This window comes from Variovorax sp. GW821-FHT09A10 (assembly GCF_059418385.1).
The window spans coordinates 23397-41859 of the sequence record NZ_JBWKPT010000003.1 but is presented as its reverse complement, the minus strand read 5'-3'; the positions used below and the strand labels follow the sequence as shown (position 1 = coordinate 41859).

Below are 18463 nucleotides of genomic sequence, written 5' to 3'. Positions count from 1 at the left end.
GACCATGTTGACCGAAGACGGCAAACATCTCTACGTCAGCTACGACGAGTACCACAACCTGATCGAGAAGCTCGCGATCAAGGTGCACCAGTCGGGCTGGGAGTTCGACACCATCCTGTGCCTGGCGCGTGGCGGCATGCGCCCCGGCGATGTGCTCTCGCGCATCTTCGATAAGCCGCTGGCGATCATGTCGACCAGCTCCTACCGTGCCGACGCCGGCACGATCCAGGGCCATCTCGACATCGCCCGCTTCATCACGACCCCCAAGGGCGAGATCGCGGGCAAGGTGTTGCTGGTGGACGACCTGGCCGATTCGGGCCACACGCTGCATGCCGTGATGGACATGCTGCGCAACAACTACAAGCCGATCACGGAGCTGCGCAGCGCGGTCATCTGGACCAAGGCGATGTCGACCTTCACGCCCGACTACTCGGTCGAGTTCCTGGCCACCAACCCGTGGATCCACCAGCCCTTCGAGGGCTACGACTCGCTCGGCGCCGAGAAGCTGATCGAGAAGTGGTCGGTCTGACGACTGGCCCTGGCACCACCGGCCGGCGCGCTCAACTGCTGCTGCAGCTGCCGCCGCCGGGGGTGTCGAACATCGCGGTGTAGCGCCGCTGCATTTCCTCCGGCGTCAGCTTCTCGATGCTGTGACCCACGTTCCACCGGTGACCGAACGGGTCGCGGAAGACGCCGGAACGTTCCCCATAGAACTGATCCTGCGGTGCCATGTCCAGCGTGGCCCCCGCGGCGACCGCGCGCGCGACCACCGCATCGGCGTTGTCCACGTGCAGGTGCAGCGTGACCGCGCTGCCGCCGAGCGCCTTGGGCGAGCGGATGTTGAACTCGGCGAATTCGTCCGAGATCATCAGGATCGCGCCGTTGTGAAAGTCCAGCTCGACGTGCCCGATGCGGCCGCTGGGCTCGGTCAGCCGAAAGATCTCCTTCACCTCGAACACGTGGCAATAGAAGTCGACGGCGGCGGCGGCGTTGTCGACGCAGAGGTACGGAAACAGCTCGTGGATGGCCATGGCGGGACCTGCCTTTCTTTCTTGAATAGCGTGTTGAAACGGGGACCGTGGCGCCGATTCTGCGCAGCCCCGGCGCTAGCGTCTTGAAGGAATTTGACCTGCCGCACTGACAGCCGGCACATGGCGGGGCGAGGCCGCCCCCGTCTGCCGCCAGGCCTGCGGCGACAGGCCGGCCAGCGTGGAGAACTCACGGCTCAGGTGCGCCTGGTCGCTGTAGCCTGCGGCGAGCGCGATGTCGGCCCAGGCGCGCGCGGGATCGTCGGCGGCCAGCGCCAGCACGCGATCGAAGCGCATCACGCGGGCGTACTCCTTGGGCGCGAGCCCGATCGCCGCGCGGAACAGCGCGATGAAGCGCCGGTGGCTGTAGCCGCTGTGCGCCACCAGCGTGGCGATCGGCGCGGGCGTGTCGCGGTGCATCTGCCCAAGCGAGGCGGCCACGGCGGGGTGCAGGCCGCGCGGGCTGGTGCGGGGCAGGGCGGCAGCGGCCAGACGCCGGGTCAGCAGGGCCTCGAACACGTCCAGTTGCCGGGCCGGGTCGTCGGACGATGCATGCAGCTGTTCGAGTGCGTCGGCGGTCTGCCGCTCGCCCCACAGCGCGTCGAGCGGCGTGTGGCGACCACTCAGAGCGTCTTCAGGTGCGCCGAGCAGCAGCCGGGCGGCACCGGGGTGCAATTGCGCGCCGACCGAGCGTGTGGCCACCGACACATCGCGCAGGTAGAAAGCGGCGCGCGCACCGCCGACGATGGCATGGCCGACCGTGTGGCCGCGCAGGTCGCGTGTGTCGTCGAAGAGTCGTAGCGGCGGCCCTGAAAGCCGGAACACCAGGTGCATGCCGCCCGTGGGCAGCACGTGCTCGCGGGCGCCGGTGCGTGTGTCGGGTGTGCCCTCGGGCGCCGAGGCCCACAGCAGCCGCAGGAAGGGCCGCAGATGAGGGGACGGGGGCCGCGTCAGCTGCATGGCGCGACGGGCCCCGGAAAGGCCGGGCGGGTGAGCATCGGCGCATTGTGCGCCGAGCAGCCGCCCGGGCCCAGGCTGCTTACTTGCTCGTTGCGAGGCGCTTCTGGATGTTGGCCGCGCGGTCGCCCGAAGCGGGGTGCGAACTGAGCATCGAGCTCTTGCCGCCGTCGAGCTTGGCCAGCTTCTGGAACGCGGTGACGAGGCCTTCGCGCTTGAGCTTCTGCGTGGTCAGCAGGTCGAAGGCGTAGTTGTCCGAGTCGGTTTCCTGCGATTGCGAGAACTGCGCGTTGACCAGCTTCTCGGCGAAGTCGCCGATCTGCGAGGACGACAGCTGCGTGATCGCCGCATTGCCGGTGGCGCCGGCGATGCCGCGCGCGGCCGACACGGCGTAGGCGGTCTGCATGGCCTTCTTGCTGTGGCCCAGGGCGACGTGGCCGATCTCGTGGCCGATGATGCCGCGCAGTTCGTCGTCGTTCATGAGGTCCATGAGGCCGCTGTAGACGCGGATGCAGCCGTTGCCCATGGCCCAGGCGTTCACGTCCTTCGTGAGGTAGACCTTGTAGCTGGCGGGCTGGCCGCCGATGGTGGTCGGCAGGCCCTGGCGCACGCGCTCCAGGCGCTTGCTGTAGGCATCGGAGGGTGCCGCGACCTTGGAGCTCTTGTCGAGCTCGGCGCAGGACTGGTTGGCCAGTGCCTGCACGTCGCCGTCGGTGAGCGACATGGCCTTGAAGGCACTGCCGCCGGCGCCCGCGAGCGCGTTCGAATCCAGGTTCTTCATGCCGCCGCAGGCGGACAGGGCCGCAGCGGCCGTGATGGTGATGAGCAGATGACGCATCGAGAAAATCCTCCCTTTATTTTCGGAGGGGCAACTCTATCCGCAATGCGCAGGTGCTCCGGCCAAGGCCGTCGACATCGCACGGAGAATGTCACGACCATTGAGGGTTCCTCGCGGGGCGCTAGCATCGGGACATGAGCAAGCCTTCCACGACCCTGATCCACCATCCCTACACGCCGCCGGACACCTTCGCCGCGCCGCAGCCCGGCGTGTTCAAGGCCTCGACCGTGTTCTTCGCCGATGTCGCCGCCATGCGCGCGCGCGACTGGAAGACCAAGGCCGGCTACACCTACGGCCTGCACGGCACGCCCACCACCTTCACGCTCGAAGAACGCCTGGCCACGCTCGAAGGCGGCACCGAATGCCTGCTCGTGCCGAGCGGGCTGGCCGCGATCTCGCTGGTCTCGTTCGCGTTCCTCAAGACCGGCGACGAGGTGCTGATTCCCGACAACGCCTACGGCCCGACCAAGGCGCTGGCCACCGGCGAACTCGCGAACTTCGGCATCACGCACCGCCTGTACGACGCGATGAACCCGTCCGACCTGGAAGCCAAGCTCTCGCACCGCACGCGGCTGGTGTGGCTCGAAGCCGCCGGCTCGGTGACGATGGAATTCCCCAACCTGCCGGCGCTGGCCGAGGTCTGCCGCGAACGCGGCGTGATGACCGCGCTGGACAACACCTGGGGTGCGGGCCTGGCCTTCGCGCCCTTCGATTTCAACGGCACGGGGCAGGGCGTCGACGTGTCGGTGCACGCGCTCACCAAGTACCCCAGCGGCGGCGGTGACGTGCTCATGGGCAGCGTCGTCACGCGCGACGAGCGCTTGCACCGCGCGCTCAAGCTCACCCACATGCGCACGGGCTTCGGCATCGGCGTGGGCGACGTCGAAACCCTGCTGCGCTCGCTGCCGAGCATGGCGCTGCGCTACGCCGCGCACGACCGCGCGGCGCGCGAGCTGGCCGGCTGGCTCAACGGCTGCGAAGAGATCGCGCAGGTGCTGCACCCCGCGCTCGAGGATTCGCCGGGCCATGCCAACTGGCGCGCGCTGTGCGGCGCCACCGACCTCGCTGCAGGCCTGTTCTCGGTGGTGTTCGACGAGCGCTTCAGCACGGAGCAGGTCGACCGCTTCTGCGACAGCCTGAAGCTGTTCCGCCTCGGCTATTCGTGGGGCGGCCCGATCAGCCTCGTCGTGCCCTACGACATCGGTTTGATGCGCGACGCCAGCGTCGCCCGTTGGCCCTACAAGGGCACGCTGGTGCGTTTTTCGGTCGGCCTGGAAGACGTGGACGACCTGCGTGCTGACCTGCAACAGGCATTGCTGCAGATGTAAGCAAAGCGCCAGGCCCGGGCCGCCGCCGGGCTGGGAGTGCACCGTTATCGCTTACAGTAGGCCGAATCGCAGTCACCCTGACTGCCTCGCCTGAAGGAAAAGCAGTGGCAACACCCAATTACGGCTACGAGAAGCGCCAGAAAGAGCTGGCCAAGAAGAAGAAGAAGGAAGAAAAGCTTCGGGAGAAGGCGAACCGCAAGCTCAGCCCGAGCAGCGACGGGCTGGCGCCCGGAGATCCGGAAACCGACGTGGCCTCGCTCGAACGCGATCCTCCCACGGTGCCCGAGTTGCCGACCAAGAACGGGTGATTGCCCGTTTCTTGCACCCCCGGACATAGAAAAGCCGCAGCAGGCGAAGGCCTGCTGCGGCTTTTTCTTTTGGGGTCGCGCAAGGGCGCGTTATTTGGGCAGCAGCTTGCGCAGCTCCGGCCAGACGTTGTCCAGGATCTGCGGTTGCGCCGCGGCGGTCGGGTGGATGCGGTCGGCCTGGAACAGCGTCATGGCGTCGGGCGCATCGGCCACGCCCTTGAGCAGGAACGGCACCAGCGCCGACTTGGTCGTGCCCGCCACCTTCGCGAACACGGCCTCGAAGCGCCGCGTGTAGTCGCCGCCGTAGTTCGGCGGCACCTGGATGCCGACGATCAGCACCCGCGCGCCGGCGGCCTGGGCGGCCTTGGTGATCTGCAGCAGGTTGTCTTCGGTGTTGGACAGCGGCAGGCCGCGCAGGGCGTCGTTGGCGCCCAGCTCCAGCACCACGTGGCTGGGCTTGTGCTGCGTCAGCAGGGCGGGGAAGCGGGCGCGCCCGCCGGAGCTGGTGTCGCCGCTGATGCTGGCGTTGACCACCGAGGCCGCGATCTTCTGCTGCGCAAGCCTTTTTTCCAGCAAGGGTACCCAGCCTTCGCCGCGCTTGAGGCCGTACTCTGCGCTCAGCGAATCACCGAGCACCAGGATCACCGGCTTGCCGGCCGGTGCCGCCGGGGCCTGGGCCGCCGCAGCCGTCCATGCCCCCGCGCTGCCGAGCGCGGCGGTGGTCAAGATAAAGTCACGTCGATTCAAAACGAAAAGCCTTTCATGTCCCAACCCCCGTCTGATGCCATTGTCGCCGTCGAGCATGTCTTCAAGTCCGTCACCGACTCGGCCGGCACGCTGGACATTCTGCAGGACATCCATTTCACCCTGGGCGCGCGGGAAACCGCCGCCATCGTCGGCGCCTCGGGCTCCGGCAAGAGCACCTTGCTGTCGATCATTGCCGGGCTGGACACGCCCACGCGCGGCACCGTGAAGCTGGCGGGCGACGACATCTTCGCCATCGACGAGGACGAGCGCGCCGCGTTGCGCGCCCAGCGCGTGGGCTTCGTGTTCCAGAGCTTCCAGTTGCTGGGCAACCTGAGCGCGCTCGAGAACGTCATGCTGCCGCTGGAGCTGGCCAACCGCAAGGACGCGCGCAAGGCCGCCACCGAGATGCTGGGCCGCGTCGGCCTGGGCCAGCGCCTGGGCCACTACCCCAAGGTGCTGTCGGGCGGCGAGCAGCAGCGCGTGGCGCTGGCGCGGGCCTTCGTGGTCCAGCCGGCCCTGCTGCTGGCCGACGAGCCCACCGGCAGCCTCGACTTCGCCACCGGCGAGCAGGTCATGAAACTCATGTTCGACCTGAACCGCGAGCTGGGAACCACGCTGGTGCTGGTCACGCACGACCGCGGCATCGCCTCGCAGTGCGAGCGGCGCATCACCATCGAGGCCGGGCGCGTGGCGCTCAACGAAAAAACGCCAGAATCGACCGTCGCCCAGGCCGCCTGAGCCAGCAAAAAAGACAGCGCCCGGCTCCCGCGGCGCTCCCCCTGAACACAGAGGAGAGTTCATGACCCAGCTTCCCCCCGAAGCCATTGCCGCCCTGGAGCGCGGCAATCTGATCGAAGCCATCAAGATCGTGCGCGATCGCACCGGCATGGACCTCAAGTCGTCCAAGGAGGCCGTCGAGCGCTATGCCAACAGCGGTGCGGTCGCTGCGGGCGCGCCGGCCGACTGGCAGGAAGGCGACTGGGGCCGGGGCGACGCAGGGGGCGAGACGGGCGGCATGCAAGGCAACGGCCCGGCCGCGGTGCCGGCCGCCGCGCTCGCGGCCCTGGCGCGGGGCCAGAAGGTCGAGGCTGTGCGCCTCACGCGCGAGGCCACCGGCCTGGGCCTGGCCGAGGCCAAGCAGCTGGTCGAGGCGCACCAGAACCCGGCCGCCGGCGACTTCGGGCACCTGCCGTCGAGCGCGGCGGTGAATCCGATGGCCGAGCCGGGCCGGGTGTCGGGCGGCGGCTTCAAGTGGTTGCCGGTGATCGTCGTGCTGCTGATCGCGGCGGCAGCGTGGTCGTATTTCAAGGGCGCCTGACCTCGTGATCGTTCCCCAGTTCTGGGCCGAAGGCCGCATCCAGGAGCGCGTGGCCGGCCGGCAGGTCACCGTGCGCCGCTTCGGCTGGTCCGACGACAGCCCGCTCGCCGCGCAGGCCCATGCCGACCAGCGCACGCGCGAGGCCTATGACCGCATCGTGGTCGACGGCGAAAAGCTCGAGCGCCGCGAACGCAAGCTGGCCTACAACGGCGCCAATGGCGTGCCGATCCGCGAGGAGATCGTCGAACGACAGGGCGACAGCGTCGTCACCCGCAACGGCTACGGCGCGCGCTGCCTCAACACGCCCGACGTGCTGTTCGTCGACGTCGACTTCGAGAACCAGGGCGCGCGCGGCAGCGCACGCGGGCTGACGGTGATCGGCGCGGCGTTCATCGGCGCGATGGTCGCGGGCTACGCCACGCGCTCGGCGATGGCTGGCGTGGCCGCGTTCATGCTGGTGGCGGCGTTCGGCTTCTGGCGCGCCCACAAGGAGGGGCTGCCCGTGGTCGAGGACAAGAGCGACCCGCTGGCGGGCGCACGGGCGCGTGTCGAGCGCTTCATTCACCAGCATCCCGACTGGCACCTTCGCCTGTACCGCACGCCGGCCGGGCTGCGCGTGCTGGCCATGCACGATGTCTTCGCACCGTCCGACGCCGCCGTGACCGACGTGTTCCAGACGCTGGGCGCCGACAAGGTCTACGCGCGCATGTGCCGCAACCAGAACTGCTTTCGCGCCCGCCTGAGCGCCAAGCCCTGGCGCGTGGGCATCGCCGAACACCTGCGGCCGCGCCCCGGCGTCTGGCCCGTGTCGCCCGACCGGCTGCCGGCGCGCGACGCCTGGGTGGCACGTTACGAAAAGGCGGCCGAGGGGTATGCCGCCTGCCAGTACCTGGGCAGCGTGGGCAACACGCTGAAGGTGCACATGAACGCCCTGGTGGTGCAGGAACTGCACGACGAACGCACCCGCGCGAACAGCGGCTTGCCCTTGGCCTGACTGACGAGGGATTTATTCGAGAAACACCGCGGAACCGGCTTTGCCGGGCCGCTGGTGTTGCCCCCTTCCAGGGGGGAGGAGGCCACACGAAGTGGGCAAGCCTGGGGGTAGGGATAATCAGGGGATGTCTTCCCCTAAAGTGATCTTCGGCTTCCATGCCGTGGGCGTGCGCATCAAGACCGCGCCGAAATCGGTGCTCGAAGTGATGTTCGACGCCAGCCGGCGCGATGCGCGCATGAAACAGTTCATCGCGCGTGCGCAAGAAGCCGGCGTGCGGCTGGTCGAGGCCGACGGCCTGCGGCTGTCCAAGCTCAGCGGCAGCCACGGCCACCAGGGCGTGGTCGCGCGGGTCGAGCCCGTGGCCCAGGTCCGCTCGCTCGACGAGCTGCTCGAAGGCCTCGAGGAGGCCGGCACCGTGCCCCTGCTGCTGGTGCTCGACGGCGTGACCGACCCGCACAACCTGGGCGCCTGCCTGCGCGTGGCCGACGGCGCCGGCGCCCATGCGGTGATCGCCCCCAAGGACCATGCGGCCGGCATCAACGCCACCGTCGCCAAGGTGGCGAGCGGCGCGGCCGAGACGGTGCCGTACTTCATGGTGACCAACCTGGCGCGCACGCTCAACGAGCTCAAGGAACGCAGCATCTGGTGCGTGGGCACCAGCGACGACGCGCCGGGCACGATCTACCAGAGCGACTTCAAGCGTCCGCTGGCGCTGGTGCTGGGCGCCGAGGGCGAGGGCATGCGCCAGCTCACGCGCAAGACCTGCGACGAGCTGGTGAGCATTCCCATGGCCGGCGCGGTCGAGAGCCTGAACGTGTCGGTGGCCAGCGGCGTGTGCCTCTACGAGGCGATGCGCCAGCGCAGCGCCTGAGCGAGGCCTAGCGGGCCACCGGCCCGCTGCCCTTGCGGTGGAAGTACACCAGCTCCGCCGCACGCCGCATCGGCGCCGTGCCGAGCAGGCGGTTGAACATCCAGTCGCTCTGGAAGTGGTCGAAGGCCCAGCGCAGCGTGCGCTTCATCAGGAAGCGCGGGTAGCCGCGCACGAACCAGGTCGCGGGGTCGTCCGCCTCGCCGCGCACGAAGCGCGCCACGGCCTCGCCGGCGCGCTCGCCGTGCTGCAGCGCCGTGTGGATGCCGCCGGCCGTCACGGGCGACACCATGCCCGCCGCATCACCCACCAGCAGCGCCCGTTCGCGGGCCACCACGGGCAGCACGCCGCCGCAGGGGATCATCCCGGCGCGCACGGCGACCGGTGGCGCCTCGCCGGGCGACACCACGGCGGCGATTTTGCGCAAGAGCGGATCGAGCCGCAGCGCGCCCGTGTCGTGGCGGCCCATGCGGCGCGCCAGGCCGATCTGGCTCACACCGACGCCGTCGAGCGCCCAGCCGATGTAGCCCGGCGCGAGCCGGCGATCGATGAAGCAATGCAGCAGGTCGGGCGCCATGCGTGCGCCCTGGTACTCGTGCTCCACGCCGTAGAGAAAGCGCGTGTTGCGCGACAGGCCCAGCGCCTTGGCCACGCGCGAATGCGGACCGTCGGCGCCCACGAGGTAGGTCGCGCGGATGCACGGGCCCTGCGCCACCGGCACCTCCCAGCGGCCGTTCGCCCACAGCGCCTGCTCGAACAGCGTGCCCAGGCGCACCTCGACGCCGCAGGCGCGGGTGGACTCCACCATCCAGTCGAGCAGCGCGGGCGCGTCGGTGGCCCAGAACCAGTAGCCGGGCGCGTGCAGGTCGACGTGGTGCATGTCGGGCGCGTACAGCCGCACGCCTTCGATGCGGCGCACCAGCGCGGGCGGCACTTCGGCCAGCCACGGCACGCTGTCGACCGCGTCCTTGACGATGATGCCGGTGGTGTGCGGCTTGGCGCCGGCGGCGGCCTTCTTCTCGAGCACCATCACGCGCAGGCCGGCCTTGGCGGCGGCGCGGGCGCAGGCCAGCCCGGCAAAGCTCGCGCCGATGACGAGCAGGTCGACCTGGGTGCAGGCCGTACCCGGGTCGCTCACGAAGGCTGGTGCGGGGCAGGGCGCGGCCGACGAGGACGGCGCGTGGGGAGAAAAGAGACAGGAAGAAGAGGCGTGCATGGGAGGCTGACTTGCAATGCGCACCACGGGGTGTGGTGCGCCTGCGAAGTTAGCGACGCCATGTGCGCCGGGCGTGAAGCCTGTGTGAACTGATCTGTGAAGCCAACAGGCGCGTTCAGGACGGGTCTTTGCTGCGCGTGCGGCCCACCGCGCTGAAGATGCCGATGCCCAGCAGGATCAGCGCACCGATGCCGATGTAGAGCGTGGGCACGCCGGCCACCGAGGCGCCCCAGGCGACCCCGGCCAGGAAGATCAGAAAGCCGATCATGTAAAGCGCAAAGGACATCGTGCGGCTCCGGTAGCTGAGATGCCTTGCAGTATCCCGACGCACCCCATGGCCCGGACCGGCCTGAGTCGTCTCTGCGTGTGGGAGCTTGCCTACCGCATCGGTCAGGCAATTGTTCAATCAATCGGGAACGGCGACCAGCAGGTAGCGGCAGGCGCTGGGCCCCAGCGCCTTGAAGACCAGCGGCCGGTCGACGCCGAAGTCCAGGCAGTCGCCCGGGGCGAGTTCGAAGCGCTCGTCGCCGTAGTCGACCTGCAGTGCGCCTTCGAGCATCCACAGGCTCTGCCGGTACGGCGTGCCGCTCCATCGCGGATAGCCGACCTGCGCGGCGCGCGGCAGCTCGACCTCGACCAGCTCCACGCCGCTGCCCGCGCTGCGCTCGGCGACCTGTCGGCGCACATAGCCGGCTTCGGGGTCGCGCCAGACCTCCTGCGCGGCCCGCTTGCGCAGCCGTTGCGGCTGCGCCTTGTCCTCGGTGAGAAGCTGCGCCAGCGAGACCCCGAGGCCGGCGGCCAGCTTGCCCAGCAGCACGGCGGTGGGGCTGCTCTGCGCGCGCTCGACCTTGGAGATCATCGCCTTGCTCACTCCCGACAACTCGGCCAGGTCCGCGAGGCTGAGCCCCTGCGCCTGGCGCAGCGCCAGCAGCCGGGTGGCGATGAGCGCGTCGATGTGGCCGTCGGCCGGCGCCGCCGAGGGGGTGGAAGGTGAAGTGTTTCCCATATGAGATTATTATTCTCTTATATTGAACGACAGAGAAACACCATGCGTCTCATCGCCTGCACCGAAGAAGCCCATTCAGGCGCCATCCTGGCGATCCTGAACGAGGCCATCGTCAACTCCACCGCGCTGTACGACTACAAGCCGCGCACGCCCGAGAACATGGTGACGTGGTTCGCCGCCAAGCGCGCCGGCGGCTTTCCCGTGATCGGTGCGGTGGACGACAACGGCAAGCTGCTCGGCTTCGCAAGCTACGGCACGTTCCGCGCCTTTCCGGCCTACAAGTACACGGTGGAGCACTCGGTGTACGTCGATGCCGCGCACCGCGGCGAGGGCCTGGGCCGCACGCTGATGGAGGCGATCGTGGCCGAGGCGATCGCGCGCGAAGTGCACGTGATGGTCGGCGCCATCGACGCCTCGAACGCCGGCAGCATCGCGCTGCACGAGCGCCTGGGCTTCACGCATTCAGGCACCGTGCGGCAGGCCGGCTTCAAGTTCGGCCGCTGGCTCGACGTGGCGTTCTACCAGCGCATCCTGGCGACGCCGCTGAACCCGGTCGACGGCTAGCCGGGGCTCAGGCCGGCGTCTCGGCGCTGGCCCGGTTGAGCATGTCGATGGTGCCCGCGTCCAGCTTGAGCTGCGTGGCCACCACCAGCTCTTCGAGCTGCGCCAGCGAGGTGGCGCTGGCGATCGGCGCCGTCACGCCGGGCCGTGCGATCTGCCAGGCGATGGCGACCTGGCCGGGCTTGGCGTTGTACTGCTGGGCCACCTTGTCCAGCGCATCGAGGATGCGCAGGCCGCGCGGGTTCAGGTACTTCTTCGTGGTGGTGCCGCGTGCGCTCTTGGCCACATCGGCCTCGGTGCGGTACTTGCCGGTGAGAAAGCCCGCCGCCAGCGCGTAGAAGTTGATCACGCCCACTTCGCGCTTGAGGCACAGCGGCTCGAGTGCGTCTTCGAACACTGCGCGGTCGTACAGGTTGTACAGCGGCTGCAGGCTCTCGTAGCGCGCGATGCCCAGGCGCTCCGACACGTCGAGCGCCTCGGCCAGCCGCGGCGCCGTGTAGTTCGAGGCGCCGATGGCGCGCACCTTGCCCTCCTTGATGAGCGCGTCGAAGGTGCCCAGCGTGTCTTCGAGCGGCGTGTTGGCATCGTCGTCGTGCGACTGGTACAGGTCGATGTAGTCGGTCTGCAGGCGCTTGAGCGACGCCTCGACGGCCTCGCGGATGTAGGTGGGCGACAGGCCCACCTTGCCTTCGCCCATCGGTTTGCCGACCTTGGTGGCCAGCACCAGGCGGTTGCGCTTGCCGCTGTGCTTGAGCCACTTGCCGATGATCGTCTCCGACTCGCCGCCCACATGGCCCGGCACCCAGGCCGAGTAGACGTCGGCGGTGTCGACGAAGTTGAAGCCGGCGTCGAGCCAGGCGTCGAGCAGCTTGAACGAGGTCGCCTCGTCGGCGGTCCAGCCGAACACGTTGCCGCCGAAGGCGAGGGGAGACACCCGGAGGGTGGAACGGCCGAGCGGACGAAGTTGCGACATGGCAGAGGGCTCCTGAAAGAAAAAGTATGCAGAAAGGAAGGGGGCTCAAACGAAGCCTACCGCGCCCAGCGCCGCGCCGCAGCCCAGCAGCCACAGCAGGTGGATGCGCGTGCGCCAGACCACCAGCGCGGCCACGCCGCTGAGCAGCCACAGGTGCCAGGCCGGCACGCCGCTCGACTGGTTGCCGCCGGCCAGCACCCAGCCGGTGGCGATGAGCAACCCGACCACCACCGGCGCCATGCCCTGCTTGAAGGCGCGCACCTCGCGGCGCGTGCGGTTGCGGTGGCCCCAGCGCGTGGCGACGTAGGTGAGGGTGGTGCTCGGCAGCATGATGCCGACCATGGTGACCATCAGGCCGAAGAAGCCCAGCAGCCAGGCCATGGGCCCGGCGCCGATGCCGCCGCCCGCGTTGAGCCCGACGTTCCAGCCCATCAGCGCGACGAAGAGCACGTTGGGCCCGGGCGCGGCCTGGGCGATGGCGACCGAGGAGGTGAACTGCGCCTCGGTGAGCCAGCCGTGCTGCGCCACGAGGTAGCGGTGCATGTCGGGCACCGTGGTGATCGCGCCGCTGATCGACAGCAGCGACAGCAGCAGGTACTGGCCGAAGAGGGCCAGCCAGTCGTGCCATTGCATGACGATGTTCATGGAGCGATCTTCTTCCAGGTCCACACGCAGGCCACGCCGCCCACAGCGAGCAGCACCCACCCCAGCGGAATCTTCAGCAGCGCGATGGCCGCGAACACCAGCGCCACGAACGCGAGGCAGGTCGCAAAGCCCAGCGGGTGCTTGCGCAGCTGCGGGATCAGCTTGATGCCCGTGGCCGCGATGAGCCCGCCCGACACCGCGCCCATGCCGCGCAATGCGGCGGCCACCTGCGGGTTGGCGGCGTAGTGCGCGTAGAGCACGGCCAGCGCAAGGATCACGAACAGCGGCACGGTGAGCATGCCCGTCACCGCGGCCACGGCACCGCGCAGGCCGAAGTAGCGGTCGCCGATCATCAGCGCGAGGTTGATCACGTTCGGCCCCGGCATCACCTGGGCGACGGCCCAGTCCTCGAGGAACTGGTCGGGCGTGAGCCACTTCTTCTTCTCGACCATCTCGCGCTGGACGATGGCGAGGACGCCGCCGAAGCCCTGCAGCGCGAGCCAGGTGAATGAAACAAAAAGGTCGCGTGGCGACGCGGGCTGCGGGTGGTCGGGCGGCGATGCCGCGGCGGGGGCGGACGGATGCATGTGGAACGATTATCGTAGGCGCACTGCTTCACCGGGACCCGACGCCATGCTCATGCAACTTCGCGCACTCTTCGATCTCTGCCGGCGCGCCTTCGCTTCCTGGTCCAACGACTACGCCCCGAGCATGGGTGCGGCGCTGGCCTACTACACGGTGTTCTCGATCGCGCCGCTGCTGCTGATCGTGATCGCGGTGGCCGGCCTGGTGTTCGGGCAGGAGGCCGCGCGCGGCGAAATCTTCGCGCAGCTCTCGGGCCTCATGGGCGAGCAGGGCGCGGCGGCGGTACAGGGCATGCTGCAGGCGGTCAACAAGCCGACCGAGGGCATCGTGGCCACGGTGGTCGGCATCGCGCTGCTGATCGTGGGTGCGACCACCGTCTTCGGCGAGCTGCAGGACGCGCTCGACCGCATCTGGCGCGCCCCCGCGCGCACCCGCAACAAGGGCGTCTTCAACATGCTGCGCGTGCGCCTGCTGTCGTTCAGCATGATCATGGGCATCGGCTTCCTGCTCATGGTGTCGCTGGTGGCGAGCGCGGCGCTGGCTGCGCTGGGCAAGTGGTGGTCGCCGGTGTTCGGTGCCTGGGCCACGCTGGCGCAGGTGGTGAACTTCGTCTTCAGCTTCGCGATGGTCACGGTGATCTTCGCGATGATCTACAAGATCATGCCGCGCGCCAAGGTGCAGTGGCGCGACGTGTGGGTGGGCGCGGCGGTGACGGCGCTGCTGTTCACCGTGGGCAAGCACCTCATCGGCCTGTACATCGGCAAGAGCAGCGTGGCCTCGGGCTACGGCGCGGCCGGCTCGCTGGTGGTGGTGCTGGTGTGGGTGTACTACTCGGCGCAGATCTTCCTGCTGGGCGCCGAGTTCACCTGGGTCTATGCGCGCACCTATGGTTCGATGAAAGACACCGTGGCCGATCCGGCAGGCCACGCCTCGCCGACGCGCGACGTGCCGCTGCCCGCGCACGTCGATGCGGCTTAGCCTGCGAAGCCGCCCTCGTCGAGAAACTTCTGCTCTTCCGGCGTGGACGTGCGCCCGAGCATCCGGTTGCGGTGCGGAAAGCGTCCGAAGCGCGCCACGATGTCGCGGTGCAGCACGGCGAAGTGCTGCGTGCTGGCGTCCTGCGTGGCGTTGAGTGCGACCGAACGCTCCTGCTCGGCCAGCACCTCCGAGTGCATGAAGGGCAGGTAGAAAAAGCGCTGCATCAGAGCGTCAGCCTGCTGGTCGAAGCCGGCCTCGACGGCGCGGCGCGCCACGGCCAGCGCAAGGCCGTCGGTGGCGAGCATGTGCGGGTTCTGGCGCCAGGCGTTGCGCGGGAACTGGTCGAGCAGAACCAGCAGCGCCAGGGCGCCTTCGGCGGTGTCGGCCCAGTGGTCGAGCCGGCCACCGGCCGCGGCCTGGTGGGCGGCGGCCAGCCGGTCGATGCAGGCGGCATCGAAGGCATCGCTTTTCGCGAACCAGCGCTCGGGTCCGGCATCGCGCCAGAAGGCGACCACGTCGCGCGCGGAAGGGAGTGTGTCGTCGGAAATCATCGTTGCATTCTCTTGCACAGGCGTGCGAAGAAGGGGTGCTGGCCGACAAGGCCGCAGGCGGTGTCTGCCTATGCTGAATGTTTTACATCCTCAGGAGACAACGACCATGAACAACAGCACTCGCACACTCTGGCGCACCACCCTCGTCGCGGGCTTGGCCGCCGTCGCTCTGGCCGGCTGCGGAATGATGTCGAAGTCGAACGTCGCGAATTTCAGCGGCGCGATGAACGCGGCCAGCGAGGTGCCGCCCAACATGACGCGCGGCAGCGGCATGGCCGAGGCCTGGCTCAACCGCGACACCAACGTGCTCAAGTACAAGATCACCTACAACGGCCTGAGCGGCCCGGCCACGGCGGCCCACTTCCACGGGCCTGCCGCTGCAGGCGCAAATGCCGGCGTGGTGCTGCCCTTCGCGAGTGCGGCCAGTCCGATCGAGGGGCAGGCCACGCTCACGCCGGCGCAAGCGGCCGATCTCGTGGCCGGCAAGTGGTACGCCAACATCCACACGGCCGCCAACCCGGGCGGCGAGATCCGCGGGCAGATGCTGCCGAAGATGTGAGATTCGTCCGGGCTGAAGCAGCGAAAAGGCCCCAGGTCAGGTAGCTGTCGCAAGGCTGGTGTCCAATGAACGCATGACGACGACACCCAAGAAAAAGCCTCGCGCCGCCACCGCTGCTTCCTCTTCTTCTCCCGCTTCTTCCACTGCACCGCCCCATCCGTTCATCGCCCGCCGCGAAGACATGCGCGCCGCCCGCAAGGCGCTCGTGCTGCAGGGCGGCGGTGCGCTTGGGGCCTACCAGGCGGGCGTGTACGCCGCGCTCAGCGAGACCGAGCTGCAGCCGCACTGGATCGCGGGCGTGTCGATCGGCGCCATCAACGCTGCACTCATCGCCGGCAACGCGCCCGCGCAGCGGGTCGACCGGCTGCGCGAGTTCTGGCACCTGGTGTCTTCGGGGCCGGCGCAGCGCCTGCCGTCGTGGCTGGGCGACCGCGCCACGCAGAACCAGTGGAGCGCCACCATGGCCTCGCTGGTCGGCATTCCGGGCTTCTTCGAGCCGCGCTATTCGCCGGCCTTGCTGATGGGCGGTGCGGCGCCGCTCCTGAGCTACTACGACACCTCGCCGCTGAAGGCCACGCTGGAGCGGCTCATCGACTTCGACCGCATCAACGCCTGCGAGGCGCGCTTCAGCGTGGGCGCCGTCAATGTGCGCACCGGCAACTCGGTGTACTTCGACAACACGCGCCAGCGCATCGGCCCCGAGCACATCATGGCCAGCGGCGCATTGCCGCCGGGCTTTGCGCCGGTGCACATCGACGGCGACGACTACTGGGACGGCGGCATCGTCTCGAACACGCCGCTGCAGTACGTGCTCGACACGCATCCGCGCGCCGAGGCGCTGGTGGTGCTGCAGGTCGACCTGTTCAACGCGCGCGGCGAGATGCCGCACACGCTGTCGGGCGTGATGGAGCGCCAGAAGGACATCACCTATTCGAGCCGCACGCGCATGAACACCGATGCGCTCGCGGCCAACATGAACCTGCAGCAGGCCATTGCCGACCTCATCGCCAAGCTGCCGCCCGGCCTGCGCAGCGACCCGAGCGTGGTCGAGGTGCAGGCGCAGCTCACGCACGAGCCGATCGACATCTTTCACCTGATCTACCGCGACAAGTCGTACGAACTCGAGTCGAAGGACTACGAGTTCTCGCGCGCCGCGGTCGAGGAGCACTGGGAGTCGGGCGTGCGCGACATGCGCAAGACGCTCGCGCACCCCGAGACGCTGCGCGCCGACGCCACGGTGAACGGCGTGACCACCTTTGACCTCGGCGAGCCGGGCACCGGGCGCATCAAGCGGCCGGGGCTGTCGCGCTGAGCGTCGCAGTGACCGCCGTTCAGCGAGCGGCTGCCATTCAGCTTGGGCTAAGAAACCAGCGCCAGACTGGGTCGTCACTTCAACAGGAGGAAATGTTTTCATGAACATTGAAGATGTGCGACGAACGGCTTTCGCCATGCCGTTGACCAGCCCGGCGTTTCCGCCCGGGCCCTACCGCTTCACGCGTCGCGAATTTCTCATCGTCACCTACCGCACCGACATGGACGCGCTGCGCGCCGTGGTGCCCGAGCCGCTCGAAGTGGTCGAGCCGCTGGTCAAGTACGAATTCATCCGCATGCCCGACTCCACCGGCTTCGGCGACTACACCGAGTCGGGGCAGGTGATCCCCGTGCAGGTGCGTACGGCCAAGGGCGTGGAGCAGGGCGCGTACGTGCACGCGATGTACCTGAACGACCATCCGCCCATTGCCGGCGGCCGCGAGCTGTGGGGCTTTCCCAAGAAGCTGGCCTCGCCGTCGCTCGACTACGAGACCGATGTGATCGTCGGCACGCTCGACTACGGCAAGGTGCGCGTGGCCAAGGCCACGATGGGTTTCAAGCACCGCGCGCTCGACCCCGCGCCGATCCTTGCGGGCATTGCGCAACCCAACTTCCTGCTCAAGATCATTCCGCACGTCGACGGCACGGCCCGCATCTGCGAGCTGGTGCGCTACCACATGGTCGACGTGACGCTGCACGGCGCGTGGACCGCGCCGGCCTCGCTCGAACTGCACCCGCATGCGCTGGCGCCGGTGGCCGACCTGCCGGTGCTGAAGGTCGAATCGGCGGTGCACTACATCGCCGACATGACGCTCGCGCTGGGCACGGTCGAACACGACTATCTCGCCTGATTCTTGCTGTCTTCTTTTCATCCAACCCTCAAGGAACATTCACCATGCAACTCAAGGACAAGGTCGCCTACATCACCGGCTCGGCCAGCGGCATCGGCAAGGAAATCGCCATCCTGTTCGCGCAGGAAGGCGCGAAGATCATCATTGCCGACCTCAACAAGGAAGCGGCCGACGCCACCGCTGCCGAACTGAAGGCCACGGGCGCGCAGGCCATCGGCGTGGCGGTCGATGTGACGAACGAAGACCAGGTCAATGCCTCGGTGGAAGAGGGCGCGAAGGCCTTCGGCGGCATCGACATCCTCATCAGCAACGCAGGCATCCAGATCGTGCATCCGGTCGAAGAGTTCAGCTTCGCCGACTGGAAGAAGATGCTCGCGATTCACCTCGACGGTGCGTTCCTCACGACGAAGGCCTGCCTCAAGCACATGTATGCGCAAGGCCGTGGCGGCAGCGTGATCTACATGGGCTCGGTGCACTCCAAGGAGGCGTCGCTGCTGAAGGCGCCCTACGTCACGGCCAAGCACGGCCTCATCGGGCTGGCCAAGACGGTCGCGAAAGAAGGCGCCAAGCACGGCGTGCGCGCCAATGTGATCTGCCCGGGCTTCGTGCGCACGCCGCTCGTGGAAAAGCAGATTCCCGAGCAGGCCAAGACGCTGGGCATCAGCGAGCAGGAAGTGATCAAGAACGTGATGCTCAAGGAAACGGTGGATGGCGAGTTCACGACCACGGAAGACGTGGCGCGCGTGGCGCTGCTGTTCGCGGGGTTCCCGACGAATGCGCTGACGGGTCAGTCGCTCGTGGTGAGCCACGGCTGGTTCATGCAGTGAATTTCTCCCTCCCC

The 18463-nt window shown here is 68.5% G+C and carries 24 protein-coding genes; 13 read left to right on the top strand and 11 right to left on the bottom strand.

Annotation, left to right across the window (positions count from 1 at the left end):
- Positions 1–4: 4 nt before the first annotated feature.
- Positions 5–529: a phosphoribosyltransferase gene (locus AC07Q9_RS13605; RefSeq protein WP_489058383.1), complete on the top strand. Its 525-nt coding sequence runs from the start codon at positions 5–7 to the stop codon at positions 527–529.
- Positions 530–560: 31 nt separating this feature from the next.
- Here the strand turns inward: AC07Q9_RS13605 and AC07Q9_RS13600 are convergent, their stop codons facing one another.
- From AC07Q9_RS13600 to AC07Q9_RS13590, 3 genes are all read right to left on the bottom strand, one after another.
- Positions 561–1031 (bottom strand): VOC family protein, encoded by a 471-nt coding sequence (locus tag AC07Q9_RS13600; protein WP_489058382.1) that lies wholly within the window; start codon positions 1029–1031, stop codon positions 561–563.
- A 75-nt stretch (positions 1032–1106) separates the two neighbouring features.
- The gene (locus AC07Q9_RS13595) at positions 1107–1988 is read right to left on the bottom strand and encodes an AraC family transcriptional regulator (protein ID WP_495310077.1); all 882 of its coding nucleotides are present in this window, start codon (positions 1986–1988) and stop codon (positions 1107–1109) included.
- Positions 1989–2067: 79 nt separating this feature from the next.
- Positions 2068–2823 (bottom strand): M48 family metallopeptidase, encoded by a 756-nt coding sequence (locus AC07Q9_RS13590; RefSeq protein WP_495310075.1) that lies wholly within the window; start codon positions 2821–2823, stop codon positions 2068–2070.
- Between the two features lie 134 nt (positions 2824–2957).
- On the opposite strand from AC07Q9_RS13590, the gene AC07Q9_RS13585 reads away from it, so the two are divergent.
- A complete protein-coding gene (locus AC07Q9_RS13585) occupies positions 2958–4151 on the top strand; it encodes a PLP-dependent transferase (RefSeq protein ID WP_495310073.1) in 1194 nt (397 codons plus the stop codon).
- Between the two features lie 104 nt (positions 4152–4255).
- Positions 4256–4459 carry a hypothetical protein gene (locus tag AC07Q9_RS13580; protein WP_055796387.1) on the top strand — a complete coding sequence of 68 codons (204 nt, stop codon included), beginning with the start codon at positions 4256–4258 and terminating at the stop codon, positions 4457–4459.
- A 90-nt stretch (positions 4460–4549) separates the two neighbouring features.
- On the opposite strand, the gene AC07Q9_RS13575 is transcribed toward AC07Q9_RS13580, so the two are convergent.
- Positions 4550–5185: an arylesterase gene (locus tag AC07Q9_RS13575; protein ID WP_489058378.1), complete on the bottom strand. Its 636-nt coding sequence runs from the start codon at positions 5183–5185 to the stop codon at positions 4550–4552.
- A 36-nt stretch (positions 5186–5221) separates the two neighbouring features.
- Between AC07Q9_RS13575 and AC07Q9_RS13570 the strand changes: the two genes are divergently transcribed.
- From AC07Q9_RS13570 to rlmB, 4 genes are all read left to right on the top strand, one after another.
- Positions 5222–5944: an ABC transporter ATP-binding protein gene (locus tag AC07Q9_RS13570; protein WP_095947226.1), complete on the top strand. Its 723-nt coding sequence runs from the start codon at positions 5222–5224 to the stop codon at positions 5942–5944.
- A 61-nt stretch (positions 5945–6005) separates the two neighbouring features.
- Positions 6006–6524: a ribosomal protein L7/L12 gene (locus AC07Q9_RS13565; RefSeq protein WP_489058377.1), complete on the top strand. Its 519-nt coding sequence runs from the start codon at positions 6006–6008 to the stop codon at positions 6522–6524.
- A gap of 4 nt (positions 6525–6528) precedes the next feature.
- Complete coding sequence (locus AC07Q9_RS13560) at positions 6529–7518, top strand: hypothetical protein (RefSeq protein WP_070060994.1); 990 nt, start codon at positions 6529–6531, stop codon at positions 7516–7518.
- A gap of 124 nt (positions 7519–7642) precedes the next feature.
- Complete coding sequence (gene rlmB, locus AC07Q9_RS13555; protein WP_062481059.1) at positions 7643–8389, top strand: 23S rRNA (guanosine(2251)-2'-O)-methyltransferase RlmB; 747 nt, start codon at positions 7643–7645, stop codon at positions 8387–8389.
- 7 nt (positions 8390–8396) lie between these two features.
- On the opposite strand, the gene AC07Q9_RS13550 is transcribed toward rlmB, so the two are convergent.
- The 3 genes from AC07Q9_RS13550 to AC07Q9_RS13540 form a co-directional block, all read right to left on the bottom strand.
- Complete coding sequence (locus tag AC07Q9_RS13550; protein ID WP_495310069.1) at positions 8397–9524, bottom strand: NAD(P)/FAD-dependent oxidoreductase; 1128 nt, start codon at positions 9522–9524, stop codon at positions 8397–8399.
- Between the two features lie 193 nt (positions 9525–9717).
- Entirely contained in the window at positions 9718–9888 is a 171-nt protein-coding gene (locus tag AC07Q9_RS13545) for a SoxR reducing system RseC family protein (protein ID WP_143605928.1), read from the bottom strand.
- 120 nt (positions 9889–10008) lie between these two features.
- Entirely contained in the window at positions 10009–10608 is a 600-nt protein-coding gene (locus AC07Q9_RS13540; protein WP_495310067.1) for a helix-turn-helix domain-containing protein, read from the bottom strand.
- Positions 10609–10650: 42 nt separating this feature from the next.
- On the opposite strand from AC07Q9_RS13540, the gene AC07Q9_RS13535 reads away from it, so the two are divergent.
- Positions 10651–11172, top strand: coding sequence for a GNAT family N-acetyltransferase (locus tag AC07Q9_RS13535; protein ID WP_062481065.1), 522 nt, complete (start codon positions 10651–10653; stop codon positions 11170–11172).
- Between the two features lie 7 nt (positions 11173–11179).
- Here the strand turns inward: AC07Q9_RS13535 and AC07Q9_RS13530 are convergent, their stop codons facing one another.
- From AC07Q9_RS13530 to AC07Q9_RS13520, 3 genes are read right to left on the bottom strand one after another with little or no spacing between them, the layout of a single operon-like run.
- Positions 11180–12142, bottom strand: coding sequence for an aldo/keto reductase (locus AC07Q9_RS13530; protein ID WP_495310065.1), 963 nt, complete (start codon positions 12140–12142; stop codon positions 11180–11182).
- Between the two features lie 45 nt (positions 12143–12187).
- Complete coding sequence (locus AC07Q9_RS13525; protein ID WP_139704537.1) at positions 12188–12787, bottom strand: chromate transporter; 600 nt, start codon at positions 12785–12787, stop codon at positions 12188–12190.
- The gene (locus AC07Q9_RS13520; RefSeq protein WP_495310063.1) at positions 12784–13374 is read right to left on the bottom strand and encodes a chromate transporter; all 591 of its coding nucleotides are present in this window, start codon (positions 13372–13374) and stop codon (positions 12784–12786) included. The genes AC07Q9_RS13525 and AC07Q9_RS13520 overlap by 4 nt, the downstream gene beginning before the upstream one ends.
- 46 nt (positions 13375–13420) lie before the next feature.
- Here AC07Q9_RS13520 and AC07Q9_RS13515 point away from each other — a divergent pair, with 46 nt between their 5' ends.
- Complete coding sequence (locus AC07Q9_RS13515) at positions 13421–14350, top strand: YihY/virulence factor BrkB family protein (RefSeq protein ID WP_489058371.1); 930 nt, start codon at positions 13421–13423, stop codon at positions 14348–14350.
- On the opposite strand, the gene AC07Q9_RS13510 is transcribed toward AC07Q9_RS13515, so the two are convergent.
- Positions 14347–14901: a DUF924 family protein gene (locus tag AC07Q9_RS13510; RefSeq protein ID WP_495310060.1), complete on the bottom strand. Its 555-nt coding sequence runs from the start codon at positions 14899–14901 to the stop codon at positions 14347–14349. The two genes, AC07Q9_RS13515 and AC07Q9_RS13510, sit on opposite strands and share 4 nt — an antisense overlap.
- Positions 14902–15007: 106 nt before the next feature.
- Here AC07Q9_RS13510 and AC07Q9_RS13505 point away from each other — a divergent pair, with 106 nt between their 5' ends.
- The 4 genes from AC07Q9_RS13505 (at position 15008) to AC07Q9_RS13490 (ending at position 18449) form a co-directional block, all read left to right on the top strand.
- Complete coding sequence (locus AC07Q9_RS13505; protein ID WP_495310058.1) at positions 15008–15460, top strand: CHRD domain-containing protein; 453 nt, start codon at positions 15008–15010, stop codon at positions 15458–15460.
- A gap of 73 nt (positions 15461–15533) precedes the next feature.
- Positions 15534–16772 carry a patatin-like phospholipase family protein gene (locus AC07Q9_RS13500; RefSeq protein ID WP_495310056.1) on the top strand — a complete coding sequence of 413 codons (1239 nt, stop codon included), beginning with the start codon at positions 15534–15536 and terminating at the stop codon, positions 16770–16772.
- A gap of 100 nt (positions 16773–16872) precedes the next feature.
- A complete protein-coding gene (locus AC07Q9_RS13495; RefSeq protein WP_495310054.1) occupies positions 16873–17622 on the top strand; it encodes an acetoacetate decarboxylase in 750 nt (249 codons plus the stop codon).
- A gap of 44 nt (positions 17623–17666) precedes the next feature.
- Positions 17667–18449, top strand: coding sequence for a 3-hydroxybutyrate dehydrogenase (locus tag AC07Q9_RS13490; protein ID WP_099790010.1), 783 nt, complete (start codon positions 17667–17669; stop codon positions 18447–18449).
- Positions 18450–18463: the final 14 nt, after the last annotated feature.